The sequence below is a fragment of the Streptomyces sp. NPDC051576 genome, from assembly GCF_040681835.1.
GTDB lineage: Bacteria > Actinomycetota > Actinomycetes > Streptomycetales > Streptomycetaceae > Streptomyces.
This window is the reverse complement of record NZ_JBFAZO010000006.1, coordinates 520,607-544,377: the sequence shown is the minus strand read 5'-3', so window position 1 is coordinate 544,377 and position 23,771 is coordinate 520,607. Positions and strand designations below refer to the sequence as shown.

At 64.5% G+C, this 23,771-nt stretch carries 13 protein-coding genes; 7 read left to right on the top strand and 6 right to left on the bottom strand.

Features of this window, described 5'->3' with window-relative positions:
• Positions 1-129 precede the first annotated feature (129 nt).
• Positions 130-273: a hypothetical protein gene (locus tag AB0M63_RS23110; RefSeq protein ID WP_366020671.1), complete on the top strand. Its 144-nt coding sequence runs from the start codon at positions 130-132 to the stop codon at positions 271-273.
• A gap of 172 nt (positions 274-445) precedes the next feature.
• Here the strand turns inward: AB0M63_RS23110 and AB0M63_RS23105 are convergent, their stop codons facing one another.
• Positions 446-664, bottom strand: coding sequence for a helix-turn-helix transcriptional regulator (locus AB0M63_RS23105; protein WP_366020712.1), 219 nt, complete (start codon positions 662-664; stop codon positions 446-448).
• Positions 665-952: 288 nt separating this feature from the next.
• Here AB0M63_RS23105 and AB0M63_RS23100 point away from each other — a divergent pair, with 288 nt between their 5' ends.
• From AB0M63_RS23100 to AB0M63_RS23090, 3 genes are all read left to right on the top strand, one after another.
• The gene (locus tag AB0M63_RS23100) at positions 953-2,212 is read left to right on the top strand and encodes a site-specific integrase (RefSeq protein WP_366020670.1); all 1,260 of its coding nucleotides are present in this window, start codon (positions 953-955) and stop codon (positions 2,210-2,212) included.
• 391 nt (positions 2,213-2,603) lie between these two features.
• Positions 2,604-7,454 carry a caspase family protein gene (locus tag AB0M63_RS23095; protein ID WP_366020668.1) on the top strand — a complete coding sequence of 1,617 codons (4,851 nt, stop codon included), beginning with the start codon at positions 2,604-2,606 and terminating at the stop codon, positions 7,452-7,454.
• 291 nt (positions 7,455-7,745) lie between these two features.
• Entirely contained in the window at positions 7,746-8,342 is a 597-nt protein-coding gene (locus tag AB0M63_RS23090) for a hypothetical protein (protein ID WP_366020667.1), read from the top strand.
• A gap of 467 nt (positions 8,343-8,809) precedes the next feature.
• Here AB0M63_RS23090 and AB0M63_RS23085 read toward each other — a convergent pair whose 3' ends face one another.
• A complete protein-coding gene (locus AB0M63_RS23085) occupies positions 8,810-9,505 on the bottom strand; it encodes a hypothetical protein (RefSeq protein ID WP_366020666.1) in 696 nt (231 codons plus the stop codon).
• 141 nt (positions 9,506-9,646) lie between these two features.
• Here AB0M63_RS23085 and AB0M63_RS23080 point away from each other — a divergent pair, with 141 nt between their 5' ends.
• On the top strand, positions 9,647-10,987 hold the full coding sequence (locus AB0M63_RS23080; protein ID WP_366020665.1) for a hypothetical protein: 1,341 nt from the start codon (positions 9,647-9,649) through the stop codon (positions 10,985-10,987).
• Between the two features lie 4 nt (positions 10,988-10,991).
• On the opposite strand, the gene AB0M63_RS23075 is transcribed toward AB0M63_RS23080, so the two are convergent.
• Positions 10,992-14,009: a trypsin-like peptidase domain-containing protein gene (locus AB0M63_RS23075; protein WP_366020664.1), complete on the bottom strand. Its 3,018-nt coding sequence runs from the start codon at positions 14,007-14,009 to the stop codon at positions 10,992-10,994.
• 95 nt (positions 14,010-14,104) lie between these two features.
• On the opposite strand from AB0M63_RS23075, the gene AB0M63_RS23070 reads away from it, so the two are divergent.
• Both AB0M63_RS23070 and AB0M63_RS23065 read left to right on the top strand, forming a co-directional pair.
• Positions 14,105-14,434 carry a CU044_2847 family protein gene (locus AB0M63_RS23070; RefSeq protein WP_366020663.1) on the top strand — a complete coding sequence of 110 codons (330 nt, stop codon included), beginning with the start codon at positions 14,105-14,107 and terminating at the stop codon, positions 14,432-14,434.
• Between the two features lie 323 nt (positions 14,435-14,757).
• Positions 14,758-15,678: a hypothetical protein gene (locus tag AB0M63_RS23065; protein WP_366020662.1), complete on the top strand. Its 921-nt coding sequence runs from the start codon at positions 14,758-14,760 to the stop codon at positions 15,676-15,678.
• Between the two features lie 107 nt (positions 15,679-15,785).
• Here the strand turns inward: AB0M63_RS23065 and AB0M63_RS23060 are convergent, their stop codons facing one another.
• The 3 genes from AB0M63_RS23060 to AB0M63_RS23050 all read right to left on the bottom strand — a co-directional run bounded on the left by AB0M63_RS23060 (position 15,786) and on the right by AB0M63_RS23050 (position 23,652).
• The gene (locus AB0M63_RS23060) at positions 15,786-19,517 is read right to left on the bottom strand and encodes a hypothetical protein (RefSeq protein ID WP_366020661.1); all 3,732 of its coding nucleotides are present in this window, start codon (positions 19,515-19,517) and stop codon (positions 15,786-15,788) included.
• Positions 19,460-20,233 carry a transposase family protein gene (locus AB0M63_RS23055; RefSeq protein WP_366020660.1) on the bottom strand — a complete coding sequence of 258 codons (774 nt, stop codon included), beginning with the start codon at positions 20,231-20,233 and terminating at the stop codon, positions 19,460-19,462. The genes AB0M63_RS23060 and AB0M63_RS23055 overlap by 58 nt, the downstream gene beginning before the upstream one ends.
• Positions 20,234-20,673: 440 nt before the next feature.
• Positions 20,674-23,652, bottom strand: coding sequence for a helix-turn-helix transcriptional regulator (locus tag AB0M63_RS23050; protein ID WP_366020659.1), 2,979 nt, complete (start codon positions 23,650-23,652; stop codon positions 20,674-20,676).
• Positions 23,653-23,771: the final 119 nt, after the last annotated feature.

The window sequence follows — 23,771 nt, the reverse complement described above, 5'->3', positions numbered from 1 at the left end:
CGTGACGGTCTGCCACCGAATGCAAAAGGTGCCCCGTGACCTGCGATGATCCGGCTTGTTGAGGACTGGATCATGAGCGGGGGGGGCACCGTTCACGCGCAGGGTAGCGAGTGGGCGCGGGGTCTGACGATGTCGAGGGACGGGAGGGGGCAGGTCGGGCATGTGGGCGGGGTGCATCTGCGGCTGCTCGCGGAGCGCACGGGCCTGACCGGGGAGCTGTCGGCGGAGCTGGCCGGCCGGGGTTCGTGCCGCTGCACGACCGGGGGCAGGTGATCGTGGACCTCGCGGTCGCGATCACCCTGGGCGCGAGGTGTACCCGCGACATCCGGCTGCTGGAGCACCAACGCCTGGTGAACCGGCAGCTCACGCCCACTGTGTCCTGGTTACGCCCGCCCCTTCGGGCAGCACATATCGCTCGTGGACGGTACCGAAGGCTCTGCGTCGTTCAGCGTTCAGAGTCTGCTTCGTCGGCCGTCTCCGCGGCGTCTTCGAACAGCCTGGCAGGCGCTACGTCCAGGCCGGACGCGATGCTCAAGATGGTCAGCACCCCCGGATTGCGCCGCCCGTGTTCGATGTAAATCAGTCCTCGAAAACTCAATCCGCTGCGTTCGGCGAGCTCTTCCAAGCTGTAGCCGCGCTCTTCTCTAAGTCGTCGGATTTGCATTCCGATGGACACAAGTCGCGGATCCGGCAGCGATTGACTTTTGGGCACACGGTGACTCGATCGTCACACCATCAAGGTCCACCATGAACAGTTGTGCATAACTACCGGCTGTAGCGGAAAGCATCGTTCTGACCGGCCCTGAACAGACACCAGACGCACCGGCCACACAAGGCGCTCCGCCGCATCAACCGCCACCGACGTGAACCTCCGGACTGCCCACAACGCCCGCCGGGCCGGTACGGGGGCGAACACGCGCGCAGAACGCACCACCGATTTACGGGCGGAACATTGAGCAAGCCGACCGAGCCGTTCGATCGCTGGCACAAGCGATATCCCAAACCAGAACGCGGCGAGGAGCCGTGCCGATGCGGCACTAAAAAGCGCCCCCTATACCCGTCTGCGGATCATAGCCGGGGTCGGCAATGGCAAGCGCGCTACACCGACATCGGCGGCAAAGAGCGAAGAGTCTGCCTGACCACCTGGCAGGAGGCGCGTGAGCACCTGGACAGGGCACTTGCAGAAATCAAAGGGAAGGAATCACCAAACCCCTCCGACAGCAAGCGCGTTGCTTACTACGCGGCTCAGATGATTGAAAGGAGACGCCAGCGACAAAAGAACGCCCATACGACCGCCGCCTACGAAGGCCAACTCCGCAACCATGTCCTGCCGTTCATCGGGAGTCGCTCGGTCGGCACCCTGCGCCGCCGGGACTCCACGTCCTTCGTCGACTACTTGATCGACAAACCCAACATCAACTCGCCCCGCACGGTGGTCCAGATCTTCAAGATCTGGCGCCTTCTCATGCACTACATGGTTGACGAGGATGTCCCGCTCCCGTCCAACATCGTCTCGCGGATCGAACTTCCGGAAGTCACACCGCGCGTCAAGGTTGTGCTGTCACCCGGACATGTCGCAGCAGTCGCAGCTGCGATGCGGCGGGTGGCGCCCCGCTACGAGGTTCTGATCTGGCTAGGCGCGTGCGCCGGTCTGCGTCTGGGCGAAGCCTTCGGGTTGATGCGAGGTCACGTGTCCTGGGAAAATGGCCTGCTTCGCATCGTGGAACAGCGTCAGCGCGGCAAGGCTGTACGTCTCAAGACCAGATCCAGCTATGCGACGTTGCCAGTGGATCGTTTCCTGATCAAACAGCTCGCCCGGCACGCTGCGCAGTTCTCCGGCCCAGAGGCCAGGTTGTCCTCTGCCGAACGCCGCAGACAGGACCGCACTCCTGTCGACCTCATGTCGGAGGACCTTCTCGTCACCAACCGGATCGGTCGCCCCGTCCTGTACAACGACTTCTATGCGAAATGGCGAAAATCCGTGACCCGAGCCGGACTTCCCGAGCGAACTCGCTTCCATGATCTCAAGCACTTCTACACCAGCACGCTCGGTGCCTCCGGCCAGCACGACCCGAAGACCGTGCAGGCGCTCTCACGGCATGCCGAGTTCTCCGAGACCTGGGACACCTACGCCCACCCACCGCTCGCAGTGGAGGCGGTCACGGTCACGGTGTTCGGCACCGCGTTCTCTGACGCCGCATCGGCTGTCTGAGAATGCTCGGCACGTCCAGTCCGCAACTCCCTCATCGTGAGCACAGCGAAAGTTCTCAACGCGCTCTCCCGCTGTGCTCGTTGACACTCAGTCGTACGGAGACCGTCGAGTCGTGCCAGCGTCAGGGGGCCACTCATGGACCCGGTCGCCAGGGCCTTCGACCGGACCGAATCCATGGCGCGGAACTGGTCAGGATGGCCGACGCTATGAGCGCTGGCGGGGGCCAAACCGGATGGAGCCGAACAGCCCCTTCTTCGGCCCAGGAGTGACCACCGATCACCCTCGGCCGCACCACAGGCAAGACCGCTGGACTCCACAAGCCCCCAGCGACGGACACTCTCCGCGAGAGATCAGTAGTTTGACGCGGGGACGTGCTACAGAATCCCAGTAGATGACGGCAGCAGTTGGTTGTGTCGATCGGCTGCTGGCTGATGGGCATGTTCCGTACCATGAGCCGGTGACGCAACGTCAAGCGCTACTCATCGGTGTGCCGCAATGTGATGACGCGACGTTCTCCCCCATCTCTCAGGTGGTGAGAAACGACCTGGAGAAGATGCGGTCGGCGCTGACGCTGTCGTCCTACTCGGTCGATTCGATCGGCGAGGACACGCTGGATCCGAGTGGAAACCGCATTCGGGCTGCGATCAGGAAGGCCTGCGCTGGGGCCCCGGAGGGCAGTGTGCTGCTCCTCTACTTCTCCGGACACGGCGTCAGCATAGACGGTGTGGACTATCTGGTTCCCAGCGATGCCTTCCGCGAGGGCGGGGAGCTCATCCTGGACAGCCTTGTGCCTGTGATTCCCGACTTGAGCCACTGCCAGGCGAAACTCGTGGTGTTCTTCGTCGATGCGTGCCGAGACTCTCCGGCGGGCCTTCCTTCGGAGGGAGGTGGGGGAGGTGTGCTCCACTACCCGGCGGGGGGCTCGCAGGTGATGGTGGCTGGATGCGCACCCGGGCAAGTCTGCCACTACGGCGAGGACGGCAGTGTGTTCACGAGAACACTCGCTCGGGTGCTCGACCGCCGCCACCCGGCGCGCACGCTTTCCGCAGTACTCAATGAGGTCACCAAGGAAATGCGCAGGACTACGGGGCGAGGAGACGACCGCTCCCAGGTTCCGAACGCCTACCCGGTGATGATGTTACGGAACGCCGCGGACCAGGTGATCTGCGAGGGTGACGAACTTGTTTCCGCGTGGCGCCGCGTCGCCGCGGAGAACCGTCTCTGGGACCTGACCTCCGGAATCACGGATGAGATACGGGGGCACGTGACGGGAATCGCGGAGGACTGCGCGCGCACATATCTGGAGGTCTCTGACCTGCTCCGCGAGAAGACGGGGATGACCGACCACTGGTTCGACCCGAACTACCCGGCCAGAACCATCGACTTCACCGCGGAAATCCTCACCGAGGGCACCCCAATCCTGCCGGAGGAAGCGGCAGTGATGATTGCGGCACCCTTCATGCGTGAGGCGGTTCTCGCGGAAGGAGTGCGAAAGGCCGCGGCGATCAGGCCAGGTGACTTCAAGCGTTGCTACGAGCGGGGCCACCGTACAGACCTTGAGCTCACCCACGAGATGTACCCCCAGGTGACTCGTCGGGTCGAGGGACTGACCCGACGACACGAGACGGAAGCCGCGGAGACCCTCGTCATGTGGCTGGTCCACCGCTGGGTTGATGGCTTCACCGGTCTGTGGAAGCTCCCACGATCACAGGCCTGTGCTGATCGAGGGGCGTACCTGATCCGCAGGACCGTGGCCGATCTAAGCCAGGGGGAGTGCCGCCATCTGGTGGAGACGTTGATCCGCGCGGTTGCCGCAGGGCCGGCCGATGCGCGACTGGAGGGAAGGCTCGCTGCGCTGCCGGACGACTGGCGGGGGAAAACCGGAGTTCTGTGGCTCGCGGGGACCCTGGCGGCCGACCCACGCCGCCTGCCCGCAGTGATCGCCGATCACATAGGCACCGGCCTCGAGTTGTCCCTTGCCTCCGTCAAAGACGCCGCCGATCTGCTGCGCGCGCAAAGACGCAAGGGGGACCTCGATCTGGCACTGATCTGCACTCATCCCGCCCAGCAAGATGCCTTTCAAGCCGTGGCCAACGCCGGGCAGCATGTCTTGAATCGTCTACACGAACTCGGGCGACTGGGCCCAGTCGCCGACGCGTTGCCCTTCCGAATCACTCATGACGGAGTGAGGCCCGACCGTCCGGGCCCAGACGGCACCGCCGTATACGAAGTGCCCCTCACCCGGTTCCGGCTCTCTGAGGACAAGATCCGTGAGCTGCTGATGGGGCGACAACTCTACGACGACCCCGCACTCGCGATCCGTGAGCTCTACCAGAACTCTCTGGACGCCTGCCGATACCGGGACACTCGCCTCGAAGGGCTACGGAGGAAGGGAAGGCGTCCCGCGCCGTGGACGGGAGAGATCGCCTTCCGGCAAGGCCTGGACGGCGACCGAGAATACATCGAATGCGAGGACAATGGCGTCGGGATGAGCCGGGAAGTGCTGGAGCACGTCTTTTCCCAAGCCGGCGAGAGGTTCGTCTACTCGCAGGACTACCGTGCCGAGCACTCCCTCTGGCAAGAGCTCGATCCACCCCTACGCATGGTCTCCAACAGTCAGTTCGGCGTTGGAGTCTTCAGCTATTTCATGATTGCGGACGAGATTCTTCTGTACACGCGTCCTGTGGATCAGCAGGGAATCCCCTCATCGCAAGGATTCGCCGTCCGGATCGCCAGCAGTGGCAGCCTGATGCAGGTGACTCCATCGGAGGAAATGCTCCAAGGCGGAACCAGGATCAGGCTCTACCTCACTGGAGACGAAGAGCCCGACAAGAAGATCTCCGTTCTGCAGACTCTTCGCCGACTGCTGTGGATCGCCGAATACAGTGTTATTGCAGCCGAGCATGGCGCGGCGCCGGAGGAGTGGCAGCCCCGACACCTTCGATATCAGGATGAATCGGCTGAATCACTCAAGTTTGATCGCGACCTTTGGTGGGTGTCGGGCGAGGGTGGTCTGGCGGCGGATGGCCTGCGTACCAACGAGGAGATTTACGGGTTGATCGTCAATCTGCGTGACGAGCACCGCCCTCAATTCACTGTCGACCGAAAGAAACTTCGCACCTGGCATGAAGATTGGGTTTATGGCAAAGTTGACGACTCGCTGCCTGCTCTGAACGCATGGCCGGGATTGACGCTGTCTTGGTTGTGGGAAGTCACTGATTCCTCCGCTGAAGTGGCTGAGCGTATTTTTAAACACCTAGCCAAAACCAGAGCCGAGATACCGATTGGTGGCGGCTGGGGCCAGAGTGCAACCGTTCCGCTGGCCGAGGTTGGCTGCGTTCCCCAAGACAAAGAACTCTTCGATCCAAAGAGCAGAAACTACTACCTTTACTCTCGATGGTTCACGATCTGGCGGTCCGGCGCCTGGAAGGGAAGGGCCAGCACTCAGCGAAACTTGCGTCGTATACCTCAGGCGCTCTCTGTCGAGGGTTTTCCCCTGGCCGATCCCATCGACGGAGCTCTCCTGGCCCGGCTCCACCGTCAATATGGTGAAGACAGTCCTGTTCTGCTAGAAGAAATTCTCGACGCAACCGCGCATGAGAAACAGACGGTCGCGGAGCTTCTCCGTCGACTGCGAAAGTTTGCAATAACAGGCCTGGACTTGCGCCATCTGCACCGCTGCGCCTCTGTCGATCTCACGTTTAAGAAAGAGGACGCCCCGCTTGCCGGGGCGCTGGCCGCATGGTCTCCACCTGGTCTGCCGCCTTCCCCAATCATTGCTGGGAGTCTGGTCAAGGCGTCTGCGCAACTTGACCAGCCGTTGCGCGAGGTCGTCCGCAGGGCTGCCGCAGCAGCGCCCACGGGATGGGTCGGGCCGCGTGCAGAACTCGGTCAGCTTGGAGACCACATATGTACGGCAGCCGAGACCAGGCTACTGTCGGTTCGACTCAGCACCATTCCTCCCTGGACATCTGGGCCACTGCAGCCCGCGCATATCGCCCACGCAGCGGGTGAACTCGGCCGGGATATCTCGCAGATCCTTGAGATGTGTGATCGATTTGCCCCCCTGGGTGTGAGTGTGGCGGGACGTGAACGGTACCCGGAGTCACTCAGTCAAGTGCAGGTCGAGGCCCTACGGCATTTGGAAGCGGTTGGCAGCGTTCTGACGCCCGTCCAGTTGATTCATATCGCTGGGCTGGTTGGAACGAGCTATCAAGAAGTCAGGTCGGAACTCGGAGCGTTGGAAGAGTGCGGACTCCTTCGGCTAGCGGAGACCAATGGCGTGGTGGATCTGGTTCCCGATGCTGACACCGTCGGATTCATCAGCTACGCGCTACAGATCATGGATCGTTGGACAGGCCGACAGGAATTCCTACATCGCCCCGCCTCTTTGGCCGTGACGGCGATTTTGTCCGGTCGCTATATGAGGCGCGGTGCGACGAACCAGATGAAGGAACTGACCACCTTCACAACTCCGGACGTGGCCATCACCGAGCCGGACCTAATTCTTCTCGCCTCAATGATTTTCGGATCGATCGGAGAAGCCCGTGATTGCTTCTCCAGGACCTATCCTGAGGCTCAGCTCCCCGAGATCGCTCAAAGCGCTGAAGATCTCCAACCTTGGCTACTCCAGGAATATTTGATCACTCCCCGCTGGGCAGTGGAACCTGTAAGCTGGACCCTCGGTGTCGGGCAGATCATTGCCGGTGCCCTCGACTTCGGTTCCACTGTCGGCGAGTTCCTCAACACCATCGCTCCCTATCGAGTGCTGGGTGCACCTCTCCCAGAGCTGCCGAAAGAAATCTCCGAGGAGTTGAGCGCTTGGCATCCGGATCTCTACGACCATGAATTGCTCGTAGACCCTCGGGAAACACCCGCTTTCGGTGTGGACGACGTCTACTTGACGGAAGTAGACGCCCTACGGTTGGTACAGATCGCCGGACGGCTCGGCATGTCACTACAGGAGACCCATCAGCGGCTCACCCGGATGGCTCCACTCGGTCTGCGCCTCGCATATGTGGTCGACGCGGTCCCTGAGGGCATCGTGCACTGGCGTGATCTGCTTACGTTGACTGTCCATCTAGACGGGCAGAAACCGGAACTCAGGGGTCGTGTGGGCTCAGACCACTTTACGCGGGCGGCCGATGCGACGGGGGAATCAGCTGCAGACGTTCTGAAAAGGGTGAGAGTTTACGCCCGCCTGTTCTCTCTGGACCTCCCGCAGGAGCCTTTTGATGATTGAGCACGACGGCGTCGCTTTTTCCGAAGTGAAGTTTCCTCTCCAGACGGGCTTCGCTGTGGTGCGAGACGAGGACGGACTCACTGTTGCGGGACTGTGTCCTCAATGCGCGGCCCATACAGAGATGATCTTCGTGTTCGGCACTCCTCAGGGTGCGAAGGGCCTTTTCCGGCGGGCTCAACCGACACAGCTGAGGAAGGTGACGATGTATTGCGAATGCGGCTACTGGCACGGGGACAGACCTCCCGAGTCACCGGAGGCGGGATGCGGCGCCTACTGGTTGGTCGACATCGGATGAGCATCGAGCACAAGCGGTGGGCTCAGCGCGCCCAGGAACTGCGGCTTGAGCAGTTGTCTACCGCGCGCAAGCAGGCGGAGGCCTGGCGGGCCGGACTGGCCGGTATGACCGCACTGTTGGGGACCATCCTGGTGGTGAAGGGGCGCGAGACCGTCGGTGATCTGGCCCCCTTGGCAAGGGTGACTGTCGCCGTGTTGCTCGCCATGACGTTCGGAGGCCTCCTCGCGGCGACGATCCTCGCCGTCCGAGCGACCGCCGGGACACCCGGTGCGGAAATCCTCTTGACTGGTGAGGGACTTCGGGAATGGACCAGGAGTGAGGTCAGGGCCATCGCACGGCGGATCTGGTGCGCCGCCCTCCTGACCCTGGGGGCACTTTCGCTCCTCGTGACCGCTCTCGGCTTCACCTGGTTCGGTCCGGTCTCAGACCCCGCAAAATCAATGGTTCAGGTGATCACTCAGGGTGACAGCGTGTGCGGTGAACTTGTGGGAACTGCTGGCGATGATGTGATCGTCAAGGGGGATGGGTTAAGGAAAATGCCGATCAACCTGATCCTCTCCATCGAACCCGTGAAGAGCTGCATCCGCCCCTGAAGAATCCCGGGATGAAACTACAACCATCGCAACTCATCGGTAACAACATGCATAGAGGTTAATTCCAACATGCCACCACCCCGGGATGCAGCTTCGCGTTTGGCATGTCCCTTTCTCATTGACAGTGTCCCCTGTCAGGCCCAAAGGACATTTCAGTGAGACGAACCGCGGCCTTCATAGCCCCCAACACCGCCCCCAGGACGAGCCGCGAGCGGACATAAACGAAGCCGCACACCGACGGCACGTAGGCCCGGCGGACGCCTGCCGTACCGCCACCGGCGTCGTCCTCGACGAGTACCTTGCCGTGAAGCGCATCGCGCTGGGTTTCTCCCTCGTCGGCTTCGCCACCGAGGTTCCCGTTGGTGCCTGCCCCAACGCCGACTCTTAGCATCACGTCGCCGGCCCACACACCAACCTCGTCGCACCTTGCCTGAAGCGCACTCCCGACACAGTCCTGTGCCGCGCCTTTAGTAGGCGGCGCTCCAAAGGTCGAAAGCGTCCCAGGCATGCTTGTCTGTCGCCACTGCTTCGAGCGAGACAGCGACCGTACGCCTGGGCGGCAAGGTGGCGTCGTCGTACCCAACGACCACGAGATCTTGGTAGTCGATGGCGAGGCGGAACGGGTGCGCGGCGAGATGCGCCCGGACATCGGTGATGTCGCTCTCCGGTTCGGGTTCCCCGTCCAGAAAGCCGATTTTCATGTAGCAGTTCGGGTCACCGAACGGGGTGACGTCCTGATACAGGTGCCGAAAACCGAAGCGTTCCACCGAGCGACGCATCTCTGCGAGATAGCCCTTCGCCTGCAGACCCTCCGTGGTGGATACGACTGGCCACCCGTGCACAAGACACCAGTTGCTGGCGACGTCGAACGTACGGGTCGTTTCGATGCCGGGGTCGGCCGCCATGACCATTCCGCCGAACTGGATGTCGAGAGACCGTTTGAACGTTGATCGCCATTCTCGCGCCAGTCGCCTTACGGCTTCCGGATCGACCTCGTCCGCCTTACCGAGATACACAATGGTTGCGTGCACCTGGAGCGACTCACGCGGCGCGTAACGGCCGGAAAACCGCCCGGAAACGAATTCCTGAATCGACCTCAAGCCATGCTCCACGCTCGGGATCTTGGCGCCGTAATGCGCCACCAGACCCAACTCTTGAGACATATCGCTCCAAAAGGTATGGAATCCGGCGCCTGTCGGGGAGTTGCATACTGACTAGATCAGGTGAACGAGTGTCCGGGCGGTTGCTGACGGTGCCCGCCTCAGGCATGCTGACAAGAATATAGTTCGACGCCAGGAGCGGCAATGATGGATTCCGGATCAGCCCAAGTTCCCCTCCGTGGCACTTTATTCTCCGCAGCCGACCGCCAGATCGAGGGATTGCTCACGCAATCCCGTTTCGACACTAGCCTGACCGCGGGACTCCTGTTCCTGGACGGTGGACTGATCATCCCGGATATTTATTTCTTCATCTCCGCCCGATTGAAGCAACACCTCGATTCTGCCGCTCTTTCGCAGCTGGAGGTGGCGTTGGAGATGGGCATGGTGATGCCATCATTCCGGAACCGGGACACTGCGAGCTTCGTCGATTCCCTCAGGGTCGTTCGTGAGGCTGGCATCGTCGGCCTGCTGCCCGGCGATCAACCCGATCGCATCGCCCGGCGCCTAGACGCTGCGCTGCTGCGTTCCTCAGACTTCCAGCCAGTATTCTGGCCGTCCGAGTCGCCGAGCTCGGTGGCCGAACGTTACCGGGCGATCATGGAGACCTGTCTGGGCGGTGACGATCCGCCGCCCGTCGAAAGCGAGGAGAGCCGAGCGCTCCTCAATGACGTGTGGCAGCGCAGCCCGCAGTGGCGCGTCGACTGTTTGCAACGGGCCGTTACGGCGAGCGGCTCCGGCCTGCGCCGGGGGACGTTGATGAAGGAGATCGGCCGAACTGTCGGCATCGAGAACCCTGTCGACGACGTTCGCGAGCTATACGAGGCCGCTCAGGCGGCCGGGCTGGCGCCGGAGGACGTCACAGCGTTGAAGACGATCTGTAGGATCATGAACAACTGCTACCTGTACAACCAGGCGCAACAACAGGTCACGCGAGCTGACTTCCCCGCGTACGACGAATCTGCGGAAGTCGTTCTTGCGGCCGGGCTGTCGGCGGACGGCGCTGCCCGTGCTGCGGCGACACCTCGAAGCGAACAGCCGAGGCTTGAGCGAACGTTGACCGCGCCGCCGATGGACGCGCTGCTGGAGGCGGACCCACATCGGTTGCTCGGCGTCCGCCAGGACATCCACGCTGAGTACACCGCCGCAGTGAAGGCATGGCACCGCGAGCCGACGAGTCAGCACGCAGAGCGCCTCATTGACGTCCAGCACGCGTACGTCGAAACGCTCACCCGAAACGTTCCCGGGCATCAGCCCGACCAAATGACGATCACTCATGTCGCCGGCAGCGGAGCGGAGGCGTCCACGGTGTTCGTCACTGGCACAACCATGCCACCTGGTGCGGGCGCGGACACCGGTGGCCCGGGGCCGGAATCGCTGATGTCCGACGGATGCTCGTCGTACCGCTCGCACCGCGCGCCGGACACAGGCCGTGGCGCTGGCAAGGATGCGGTACACCGAGAGGCTGTCGTGGCGCCGAGCCCCTGACCGGTCAGGACCGGAAGGAAGCGCGCGCTACGGCTCGCTTCGCGAGTTCCAACTCTTCCGCATACCTGTGCGCGTCTGTCCCGGAGAGCCGATGGAGGATCCCGAGCGCACGGAGGGCGTAGGCGGGAGCAGACGGCTCGTCGATACCCGCGTCGATCATAAGGTCGACCATAAGCCGGAGTGCTACCGCCAACTCAGCTAGCTGTCGAGGGTCACGCTCGGCAAGCAACTCGCGGGCATCGACACCGGCGCGTGCGGCGTCCACGGCAGCCGCCGTCGGCTCACTGGCCATCAGTTCGTCCCGCAGATCTGCCGCAGCGGCGGCCAGGACCTCCATGTAGCTGTCTGGCATCGCCTGTGCGAGCTCTCGATACAACCCCACCGCGCGGGCGATCGCGTCAAGCCGATCGCCGAGTTGCGACCGCACAACGCCAAGATTCCGCAGCGACCGGGCCAGAAACGGCCGGTATGTCTCCGGCTCGTGGACGGCAAGCCGCTCATACGTCCCGATTGCGCATTGCAACTGCTCCGCCGCTTCCGCGCAGCGGCCCAGCCCGCGCAGGATCATCCCGACGTTATTCAGCGCGTGCGCTATATCCGGCAGGACGCCGCCTTCCACTCGAGTGCCGAGGCCTTCGAGGAGCTTGAGCGCCCGAGCACCAGCCCGGTACGCCTCTTCCTGGCGGTCCAGCTTGGAGTACAAAGCGGCCAGGTTGGTCAGAGCCGCGGCATGGCGACGTTCGAACTGGCCATTGCGCAGCCTGTCGTATTGTTCGACCGCTTCTCCGAGGGCGGCCCTCGCCCGCTCGTACTCTCCTGCTGTGGAGAGCCGGACACCGAAATCGTTCAAGGCTCCGGCCAGGTCGGCGGCGGCCACCTTCCCAACACCTCCCTGCCCATCGCGGTGGTGCTCGACCAACATCTCTGTAACGGCAACCGCACGCGCCTGGTGAACGCGGCTACCGGACGGAATAGCTTCGTTTATTCGGCTGAGTATGCCCAAGCCATCGCCCTGGGCATGGCAGCGTTCTATGACGATGTCGAGGGCGGCGTTCAACGGCGCGGGGTCCTCGGTAGCCATGGCCACCAGCGTGGCGGGAACGGCCAGCAGGTCAGGACGGGCGGCCACCAGCCGACGGACGGCCTCGGCGGCCCCGGGATAGCGAACACCGACCCGAGTCAGGACAGTTAGAGCATCCTTGGCCTGACGCGGCGACACCTCGTTCACGGAGGCGTCGAAGTGATCTGGCCGATCCACGACCGCACGGCCCACTAGACGCTCGGCCAGGCGGTCGGGTTGCAAACTGCCCCAGTACATATGCCGTGCCTGGTAGAGGTCGCGCAGCCAGCGGTCGACGATCGTCATCAGCTCGCCGGAGGGTCGTTCCGAAAGTATCCCTAAGCCGGCCTTGACGGGCCCGATCTCCTCGGGACCCGCCGCGGTGCACAGCGTCGCGATCGCGACGAGGCCCGCCGACACTGGCGGCTCCAGCGCGAGCTCGTGAGTCTCAGCCATGCCGGTCCAATAGCGTCGTTCATGCAAGAGCAGCACGTCCTCCGCTCCGCCGGGCGCGTGCGACTGCTCGGACGCTGTGTGCGGGTAAGCGGCGTCAAGCAGCAAAGCGAGCGTGGTCATCTGAACTTCGAGGATGTTGGCGTATCGGACCGGCGACATGCGCGGCCGACGAATCCGCTGGGCAGCCGCCCGCCATTTGATCTGGCGATGCCCGTCCAGCGTGGACAGCCGTTCAGTGAGACCGAGGACGGCGTCGGTAAACGCCTGCTCCGTGCCCAGCTCGCCATTGGTGCCGCTCAACGCTGGAAGCTCCGTATGTTCGATAGTGGAAAGCTGAAACACCTCCAGGCCGGGTGCCGACGCGGCGACGATCTCCAGCCAGTCGCCTTTGGTCCGTGCAAGGAGGAGTAACCGGACCTTCTCCCTACGGCGTCGCACAAGCGATTGCGCCAAAGCCGTCAGTTGATCGGTGCGCGATTCCGCGTAGTCGACGACGATCAGCAGCGGAACCTTGAGTTCCCGCACCACCCTGTAGGCCTCTCGGGTCGCGTCCGGCCTCCAGGCAGCCAGATGAAGCACCGCCCAGCGCTCCCTGGACATGCGGCGCCCCAACTCCCGGCCCAGGCGGGACTTTCCCTGGCCACCGGCCGCCGTAAGCAGGCGAACAGCGAAAACGCCCTGTCCCGTACACCAGGCGTGCAGTTCATCTAGGAGATCATGCCGACCACGGAAACGCACCGTCTCAACATCGGCCCTGAGCAGTCCAGCGGGCGACTGTGGCTCGGCAGGCACGTCCTGCAGGTCGTCTAACTCAACCGGCTCGGCGAACGGGACACGGCCGGTCGCGTCTCCGATCAGTCGGCGGAAGTTCTCGTCCTGCACGAGACGCTCGGTGGGTATCGCGGTGAGTCGTCGGCCTTCAAATTTGTTGATGTCGTCCCAGATCACGACGCCGGTCAGCAGGTCACCGCAGAAAACCGCCGCGCCTGACATGCCCCGCCATCGAGAGATCGGCCGGTCCCTCTCCCAGACCGCCGGAGTCGTCGAGCCAACGTCGATATCGAGCAGCCCCGCCTTGACCTTGGTAAGCGGGTTTATCTTGCCCCTCAGCTGCTCTGCTTCCCGAACCTCGCGCCGCGCATCCGTCTCCGACACCTGCACGTCCGGGAAGCCGAGCGCCGTGCACTTGACGCCGGGCCGCCCGCACACCAGCACCCCCCACCGAGGCGGAGGGTAATACTCCGCGTCGTCCTCGGTGAGCTCCAAAAGCGCCGCGTCCGTGCCACGCCAGTGCTCCCCCTGGGCTCGCCATACCACCCTCGCGGGCCGGACCCTCACTGCTCCCGAGTCGTTCGATAACGACTGGTCGCTCAGGAATGAGACCATCGCGTCGGATTCGTCGTCGACGACGTGGCCGGCGGTAAGAATCAACGTTGTGGTGATGCGGTAGCCACTGCCGTATCGATCACCAGAATGGATCTCGCAAGCGCGATCTCTTTCCAGCATGCCCACCGCCCCCTGGTCTGCCAGCTGGATAGACAGTAGCCGAACCAATGAGGTATATCGCCTGAAACATCATAATCAACAGAAAAGAGCGATCGATGGAATCCGAGCCGGCATCGCAGCCCGTGGTTCGCATCAGGGTCCTGGATCCCGACGATCGGGACAGCCGCCAGATTTCCGGTAGGCGCAGCGTGACCGAACGCCTCAGCGACCGGCGGGCTGACATCGCTGCAGCTGTCGCCGAAGCCGTGGCGGCGCTCCAGGAGTCGAGCGCCGCAGCCGCGCGCACGGAGGACGGCTGGCGGGTTGCGTCGCTTGAGGCAACGTTCGGTATCGCGCTCGTGGCCGAGGCCGGCGCCCTACTCACGAAGGCGTCCGCCGAAGCGTCGCTGGAGGTGACGGTCACGCTCGAACGCGCGGCCGAGTAGGCGTCAGGCTGAATGCAACAGGGGTCGTCATGAAACCGCGCCGATCGGTTGGCAGGAGGCGAAGGACGCCCTGTCTACGGTGATTCATCGTGTGGATGTGTATCCCGGCGATTGACCGTGGCGGCGTACTGGTCGAGTCGCCGGAGGCGGCTTGTTGCCAGGTGACTCTGTTGGAGGCGTTGGCCGAGTAGGTCGCCGTTCAATGGCTTCCGGGGCAACACCGGGCGTAGGCGCGTATTCGGAGTGTCCCGTTCCGAAGTGGGGACTTGGGCTCTCCGACTGAGCGTCTGCAGTACACGCTGAAACGTCGCAGTGCCCGACTCGTGGTGCTGACCACTCCGGAGCAGTGGCGCCGCGTAGGCGGTGGAGCACCCGATGGCATCAAACCCTCCCTGGGAGTGCCTTTGTCGTTGGGAATCGCCCACAAGTGGCTGGGCGTGGAAGGGCCGCCTGATCTACCGGTCGACCAGTGGTTGACCGATGACGACATCATCGACTTGCTGAACGGGCAGCCACCGGTGGAAGCCCTGGAGATCGTCAGTCTCATTCTGGACGCGCATCATGCCAACGACAGGGACCTACCCAACCTGGAAGCCCTGGCACGTAAACGGAAAAACGGCAGCGCCACCCCGTTCGACCGACAGGTCCTCAGCGTCATCGCGGCACGCAGCAACTGGCGTCCGCAGCTTCTCACTTGGCACAAGAAGCCGGGCCGTACCAGCTTCCAGGGCGACTTCCTGCTGGCCTGCGCCACCCTACGTGGAGCGTCCGTCGCGCATGTCTACGCCAGTACGGCCGAGTTGGCATCCGTACTCGGTCACGGTGACCCGTCTTTGAACGGGCAGCAGGAACCCGGCGTCATCGAGATGGTCGACTCGATCGATGCCGAACTGCAGGCAGATGACACCATCACCTTCAATCGTCCTGAATGGGACGACGCGGCACTGGAGTACTTCTGGGTCGATCGACCCCTGTCACGGGTGAAATTTCTGGAATGGCTTGCAGACGCCCCCTTGAAGAAGCCCAGAGCCTCGCTGGAAACCCTCACTGACGCAGAACGACTGGCGATGGCCGAACGCATCGGAAGCTTCGCCCTACGGTGGGCCGTACTCTTCCTGGCCGCCAGTGATCGAGTCGCTTTCGAAGACGGCAGGCCTGTTGTCGTGCGGGCCAGTGGAGAGCGATTGTCACCGGCAGGCGACTGGTCAACGCGTTGCGGACCCGGATCTCTGCGCCGCCAGTAGAAGGCGCTCCTCGAACCGCGTGTCGTTGCCAAGGGCCCGCCGAGCTGGCCGAGTTCGAGGACATCCAGTACTTGGGTACGAGGCAGGCGGAGGGCCTCGGCCTGAAATCAGGGCATCGTGAAGAAGATCTTCAGAGCCCTCACACGCGCTTCGCCCTCCAGACCAGCCAATAGCCGCAGGACGATGGGGCCAGCCTGTTCCGGCTCGGTGAGCTGCCTCACTGTGGTCACCAAACGCTGTACGACTTCCTTCAGGAGGTCCATGTCCGGAACGAACGTCCGGACCTCTTGCTGTGCTTCGTCAAGGAAAGCTGGAAGAACTGATCCGTCGCCCAGTTCGAACAGTGTCCAGGCCACGATCGCGCCAGCAACGGCAGGCACGGTCCGCGGAGCGGCGACCAGACACAGCCCTCGCAACGCAGCGATGCCCCAGCGCGCGACTCTTTGGGGGTCTTTCTCGGGTAGCAACCGGATCAAGTCTGTGTACGTGCGCCAACCGTCCGGCAGCGGCTGCCAAGTCGAGGGACGTGAGAAAAGGAAGGCGGCGTAACCGTGCGGATTCCACTGCTCATTGCGGGCGATCGCGATCAAGCGATTGCGCACGGGCAATTCGGCCACGGGTAGTTCCATGAGCCGGCGATAGGACTGCTCAAGAGCCTCTTCTGGAAGCACCCCGTCCTGGACGAGGACTTCCAACAGATGCAAGCTGCCGAAGGCAGATACCCCTTGACTGCGGGCAAGAGCACGCAAGGCGGCGTCATCTGCGAGCAGGCTGACCCCGTGCTCTCGCGCCAGGCGGATCGGCGCGCTCCAAACGCCGTGCCTCTCGTCGTGGTGATCGGGAGGTGCATCGGGCAGGACATCACACGCGTCGACGGCAGCGGCCAGGGCATGGGCTCGATCACTCCACGCCCCGGTGACTTCCTCGGAATACTCAGTGAACGAGGGCTGCTCAGTTCGCGAATCCCATCCGAGCCAACCGGAGCTGCGCATAGCCAACGTAGAACGGGCCTGCAGGATGTCATCGCGTTGGGAGGCGGCGACAAGGAGTTGCTCTAAGTGGGCCGTCAACTGCGTCGCCGGTTCCAGCGCGATCGGAGAGAAGAACAATGCCGAGGTGTCCACAACTACGGAGGTATCAAGCGCGCGACGGGCCGCAGCGGCCTCCTCGGCGTAGGTGCCCTTGTCGGGATCACGGATCACGTAGCAGCCCATGGCGTTACGGATCAGAGTGTCCGTGTAACTGCGCCCGAGGGCAGCAGCACAAGCGCTGATCGGAAGCTGTCCGGCAACGGTCGCGCGCTGCATCTGACGCACGGCGTCCGACATTGGTGACAAGCGGGCCCGGAGAAATTCCTGAAGGCCTTCAAACGCATCGTCGATCGGGACCTGTTCGATCAGCTTGCTGTCGGGGAAGTGTTCGAAGAAGTGCTGCTGCAATTGGCGAGCTCGGGTCAGCGAGCCGTAGTTGTGTTGCTCCCCCGTCGGCGTCACGAAGGCGGTCATCACCGCAGTGGCGACCAGTTCTTCGTCGTCCGGGAAAGCCTGCGCCGCCTGGGTAGCTGCGGTCAGGACCTCCGCCTGCGTGATCTGGGTTCCGTCGGCCCTGCTGGTGAGACCGCCTTCACCGACCAACGGCGCGATCGTGCGCAGCACCGAGGCGATCAGCCTCGCTTGGGACCGACTCTGTGGTTCGAGGCGCGGCTCGGCCCTGATTACCTCGTAGGCATCTTGCATCCGGCGACGCTGATATAGGGCGTGTGCCTGGGCCCACCGGTATTTGATCAGGCTGTCATCCCGATTCGGGTCGCTCTCGGCGATCTCCTCGTCGGCGCTGAGCCGGCGCGTCTGCTCCAGGACCGCATCCCAGTCCTCTCCACGGGACGCTGCCTCGACAAGGAGTTCGCGGGCTGTTCGGCGACGTGCGGCATCGGCGCTGGCGGCGAGGCTGGACGCCAGACGCTTTGCGTCGTCCTCGCTTCCGATGGTGAGTGCCAAATGCGCCGCATCGAGAAGGTGTCGTTCATCGTCGTGGCGCAGAGCGAAGCGCTCCATAGCCTTGACGGCGTCTGCAGTCTTGCCCTGCTGCATGAGCGCCTTGACTCGGATCTGGAGCGCCGCATCGGAGTCGGGATAGCGGCGGGCGAGGATCTGGGCTTGGGTGACGTTGCCCAGAGACAGCAACGACTGCGCGCGGACCAAGTCGGCGCTCTCCGGATCGCGCGCGTCGAGCTCGGACAGCTCATCCTCGTCGAGGGTCGCAACAAGCGACAACCCGATCAGGGCTCGGAATCGTTGATCACCATGAGTGCCAGAGGTGGTCTCCTCAAGCACGCCGCGGAACTCGGCGGCTGCCTCGGGATGGGTGTCCTTCCTTGCGGTGAGTGTGAGCGCGGTAACCAGCCTCCGCTCAACCGGGTCATCGATCTTCTCAGCGAGCTCAAGCGCCAAGTGGATGTCTCCAACTTGCGCGGCCAGCCCAGCTGCTGCTTCAACGACGGGGCTCGACGTCGCCTCGACGCCCCCAGCAGTGCCTGCGGGTGGCGGCGTGAGCATGCGCAAGGCGCCGCGAGTGTCGCCTCTTAGGCCCCGCGCCTGCGCTGCGAGAACGAGTGCATCGGCGGTAGGGCCACCCCAGTCCCGCCGACGATCACGCGCGACGAGCGCGAGATCCTCCGCACGGGTCAGCGCGACGTCTCGGTCGAAACCTGAGATTCGGCTGACAGAATTGGTTCCCTTCACACAGAGCGCTCTCGCCAGTTCCAGCGCCACTCCGGAGGCTCTTGGCCCGGTCAGAGCAGCGACCGACGACGCGCCCGCGGGGTTGCGACGGTACGGCGAGAACCCACCTTCGATGTTTTCCAAGAGGATCAGAGCGGCGTCGATCTGGCCAGGATTCGCACGGAGGAGTACAGCCGCCGCCAGTGTGGCGATCAGCCTGGTGGACTCGAAGAAGGCCGGATAGAGGTCGGCGAACTCCTCGACGAACGCCATGAACTCACCATCCGGCTGATGATGTGCCGGCTCGTCGCCAAGAAGGGCCAGAGCTGGCCTCGGCAACGGCAGTTCGAGCGTTCCCTCCACCGCCAACAACGCAGGCGCCACCGCAGTGATGTCAGGGGCGAGACCGACGCGATAGAGCTCCCACAGCGGTCTGCCAGCGGGCTCGGCTGCTTCTGCTCGATCCAGCAGTTCGTTGCTCTTCTCTCGGTCCCCGTCGCGTGCGGCGGCGACTGCGCCTTCGCAATACAGGTACGCCGACAGGAGGTCTCCCTGCCAACGCTGCGCGGCCTGCTCGAAGAACCAAGACGCGGCAGGATGCTCATGTGCGCTGGCGAACTCGGCAACCAGAACCCACAGAGCCTTGCTGCCCTCACTGCGGAACTCCTGAGGTGGCCGGTGCTTGAAGCGGCTCAGCCACGTGGCCGGCTGACTGCCCAACTCCACCAACTTCTTGAGGACCGCAGTCGCGCGTACCCCCACCAGTGGCTCGGCCCACTCGTAGGCGAGCGCCACCTGCGGAGCGACGCGCAGCAACAGATGGACTGGCGACAGACCAGCGGAAGACGGTGGCCTGACAGCCGGCAGCGTTGGGGCCGCCGGCCTCGGCAGATCTTCCGGTTCGGCTGTGCGTAGCAGGGCAAACGCGAAGGCCGCGGCGTGGTGGGCCGCCCGCGGCTGCCACTCACGATCCGCGTCGGGAGTCTTGTTCTCGACGCAGTCGGAGATCCCGCGTACGGCGAGCGCGGGCAAGCCGTCCTTGTGGGCGGCCTCGTAGAGTCCTAGTGACTCCATGTCCACCGCCGCCACGTCGTTGAGTTGCGTGCGCACCTTGTCCATGAGCGCCGAGCGGCCGTCGCGACGGCTTGGACGATGTCGCTCATGTGCTCGCGTCGGCCGAGGTGTCGGGTCAGAGCACGCCAGTTCTTGAGGTGCGCGATGCCGTGCTCGACGCGGATCCGGCGTGAGGAGTGCGCTTTGCGCTGGAGTTCGTGTCGTTCCTCGTACCAGGCGGGAGCGTTCTTCTTGAACTTGCGATGTGGCGGTGTCACCACGCGTCCGCCGGTCTGCGCGCCCATGCCCTGGTAGCCGGCCTCCGCGAGGATCTCCATGAAAGGGCCGTCGGCCAGAAGCTGGGTCAGTCCCAGCTGTCGGGCCTGGGTGATGTCGGCACAACTGCCTGGCCGGACCGGGCTGCAGAACAGCATGCACCCCTCAGCGTCTGTGAGGACCATGGATTTCACTGCGTTTTGCCTGGTCTTGCCGGAGACGAATGTGTCCCGGTCCTTGCGGCCTGCGGCCGGGCGGCGCACACGGATCTCCGTGCCATCGATGATCCCGGTCCCGCCGGTGCCCAAGTACTCGATGACCTCGGCGAGAGTACGCAGCCGAACATCCGACGCGACGGTGCAGCCCCGTTGCGCCAGCAGGGGGCGTACCTCGCCGATGGCGCGCGTGATGGTGGAGCGGTCCACGCCGAACCAGCAGGCCAGCACGTCGTGCGTGGTGCCGTGGCGCAGACTCACCAAAGTGGCCAGCAGCCGATCGACGAACACGAACCTGTGCCTGGCCCCGGCTCCTACCGCCCGCCGCCGTGGCCGAGCGGTGAGCCGAGCCTGATGCTGCTCGTGCCACAACGGTCCTACCTCGGCGACGAGTTCAGCGATCACCGCCGACGACAGCCCGGTAACCCGGTACTTCGCCACGATCAACTCACGTGCCCCAGCCCCCACCATGCACAGTTCAACGAGCCACCTCAACGCCGAGCCACGGCCTACCGTGCACGAGGTCGTTGGCCCAAGGCCATGGATGCAGCCGCGGAGCTCGCCACGCCGCCGTCCACAAGCACTCTCCGAAGTGATCCGCACTCTACGGCGATCGTGCTTGGGCAGGGTCCCGCCCGTGCGGCGACCGGTTCACGTTTAGGGCAGGCCTATGTCCAGGGCGGGGTGGGCGTTCCGTCGGGGTCCAGTCCGTAGGGCCATTGCCGTCGTGCCTAGGTTCTGAAGGTGTTGGAATTCGACACGCTTCCCAGGCTGCCCGTGTCGGCTGCCTGCCGGGCGAGGGTTTCTGCCCCTGCGTGGTCTCCGGCTCGTGCTCTTGTCTGGGCGAGTTCGAACATGGCGTGAGCGCTGCCCGCATCGGCCGCGCGCCGTAGGAGGCTTTGGGATCCTGCATCGTCTCCGGCCGTTCCCCTGGTCACGGCCAGATCCAGCAGCGCGTAGGTGATGCCTGCGTCGGCTGCGCGGGCAGAGAGGGTTTCGGCTGCCGCATGGTCCTCTGCCCTCTCCCAGGTGCGGACCAGTTCGCGCAGTGGGTGGAGGTCGCCGCTGTGGGCCGCATTCAGCACGAGGGTCTCGGCGCCTGTCCGGTCGCCTGCCTTGTCCCGCACTCGGGCAACGTCCGCAAGCGTGCTGCGGCTGCCGGCGTCGACGGCCTGTTGAAACAGGACCTCAGCCGCCGCCCACTCGGCGTCCCGCTCTCGGGATCGTGCCAGGTGGGTCAGGGCACGGGGGTTGCCGGCAGCGGCTGCCCGCTGGGCAAGGGCTTCCGCTCTTGCGTGCTCTCCTGCTTTGTCCCTTATTCGGACCAGCGACGCGAGGGCTTCGATATCGCCTGCATCGGCCGCCTGTTGGAAGAGGCCCTCGGCGCCGACGTCGTCACCGGCACGCTCCCGTTGCCGGGCCAACGCCAACAAGGCATACGTCTCGTGGGACGCAGGAGCACGCCAGTTGGCTGCCGGGACACTCTTTAGGTGCGCAGTCCCTCTGCCCTTCAGAGGCGGATCTCCTGAGGAGCGACGACGTGACAGGTCGGTTGCGTGCCTGGCCAGGGCTTCGGCGCCCTTTGTGTCGCCCGCTTCCTCTCGCTCAAGCATGAGCCTTACCAAGGCTTGGGGGTTGCCGGCTGCGGCTGTTTGTCGGGCGAAGTCGTCAGCAGCCGCGTGGTCTCCGGCCTCCTCTCGGATCCACACCAGTTCGGCCAGCGCGGCTGGGCTGCCGAGGTCGAGCGCGTACCGGGCCAGGGCTTCGCCTCCCTGCTGGTCACCCGACTTCTCCCGCGTCAGCGCCAAGTCTGTCAGGGCACGCAGCTTGCCGGCTGCCGCCGCGCGCCGGGCCAGGGCCTCAGCCTTTTCTTCGTGACCGTCCTCATGCCAGATCCGGGCCAGTTGGACCAACGCCTGTTCGCTGCCTGCCCTGACGGCTTGCCAACCGGCCTCTTCGGCCCCCCGGGCGTCTCCGGCTTCTCGGCGGATCCGCATCAGTTGAATCATTGCTTCGGTGCTGCCCGCCGCAGCGGCCTCCAGGTAAAGGCGCTCGGCACCGTCGCGGTTCCCGGACTGTTCCCGGACATGAGCGAGCCGGAGCAGAGCCCGACCGTCCCCGGCGCCAGCGGCCCGCCGAGCGAGCGCCTCGGCGCGTTCTTTGCCGCCGGCCTTCTCCCGGGCCCGGGCCAGTTGCGCCAGCGCCCGGGTGTCGCCGGCCTCCGCCGCCTGCGTCGCCAGCGTCTCGGCCTCCACGTGTTGCCCGGATCGTTCCCTGAAGCGGGAGAGGTAGACCAGGGCGTCAGCGTCGCCGGCATCCGCGGCGCGGCCCGTGAGGTGGTGTGCCCACTGAAGTCGGTGCCGCCTTTGGGCCGCTGTGGCCAGGGCCTTGAGGTCGTCGACCCGGGTGAGATGCGTATGACCAGCGTCCCAGAAGCTTGCGGGAGGGCACAGCAGCTGGCGGACGGTCCGGCCGTGCTGCTCCAGGTAGTCGGCAAGGCGGAAGACGAGGCCGGCAGGAGTGGGCGACGGTGCTTGCGGCCGGCGGCGTTGGGGGCGGGGGCTGACGCGACGCAAGGGTGCCTGTTTTCCGTGAACGAGGCGGGCGAGTTCGGCATAGGCAGCTTCCGCCCAGTCCTCGGTGAGTTGGTCGTAGTCGACGTCGGTGAGGTAGTCGGCGGCTGCGGCCGTGAGAAACGGCTGGGAAAGGTGCAGGCCAAGGCCCAGGCAGCGGGCATCCATCGCCGCTTCGAGAAGAGCGCGGGCGGCCGCTGTGCCGTGCTCGTATCGGTGCAGAAGCTGGGGTGCGCCGGCGAGGTCCTGCGTCACGCGTCCATCGGCCCGGGCCCGGGTAAGCGCATCGGCCAACAGCCGGTCACCGCTGTTGGCCAGGTCTGCAGCGTGATCCAGGGCAGCGGCATCGAAGGTGTCAGGCACGGACACGGTGCGGCCCGCAAGCAACTCGCGCACTCTGCTGTGGGAGTCCGAGCCGTCCGTGGTCGGCAGAGCGGTGTACTGCCTGGCGTACTCGGGCCACAGCGTCCCCAGGATGAGCACCGGCCCCCGCGCCGAATCGGTGAGCAGGTGATGCAGGGCAGCAGCGATGCGCTCGCCCGAACTCTGGCTGTCGAGGTAGTGCTGGGCTTCGTTCAGCCACACCACGGTCCGCGGCTCAACCCGGCTCAGGTCCTCAAGTGCAGCCTCCGCCCGGGTCGGATCGAAGGGATGCCAGAGCCGCCAACCTGTACCTGCGAGCGGCTGAACCGCTTCCCAACACGCCCTGGTCTTCCCCGTGGAGGAGCTCCCGACCAGCACCACCATGCGGCAGTGGCCCTTTGCGGCCTCCTGCACCGCTGCGGCCAGCACACGGTCGTGCTCACGGTGTACATAGCCGGGCAGTATCCGATCTTCGAGCGCACCCGCCTCCTGCCCGTTCGCGGTGCTCCCGGCCGGGTGCACCTCCAGGGAATGCGGTTCCCAGTCTTCGACGGGCTTGCCCAGCCCCGGCCCTTCATCCACGGCTGAGCCTGCTGCGCCGGCCGCAGTCCGCTGCAACTCCAGAAGCGCGTGTGCTGGGACTCCAAAGGCCTGTGCCAGCGCTGCCACCGTCTTGGCCGACGGCAGCCGACCGTCGGGCCGAAAGGCCTCCGAGACGGTGGCGCGCCCCAGCCCCGACTGGTCGGCAAGCTGTGTCTTGGTCAGCTGACTCACAGTCAGACAATCACTCAGTCTGCCGCGTAGTTCACGCCCGGCCGCAGCACGCGTGGTGTGTTCTTCAGGCACCCATCCACCCCCGGACCATTCCGCCCTCCACCTGTGTTCATGCTCCT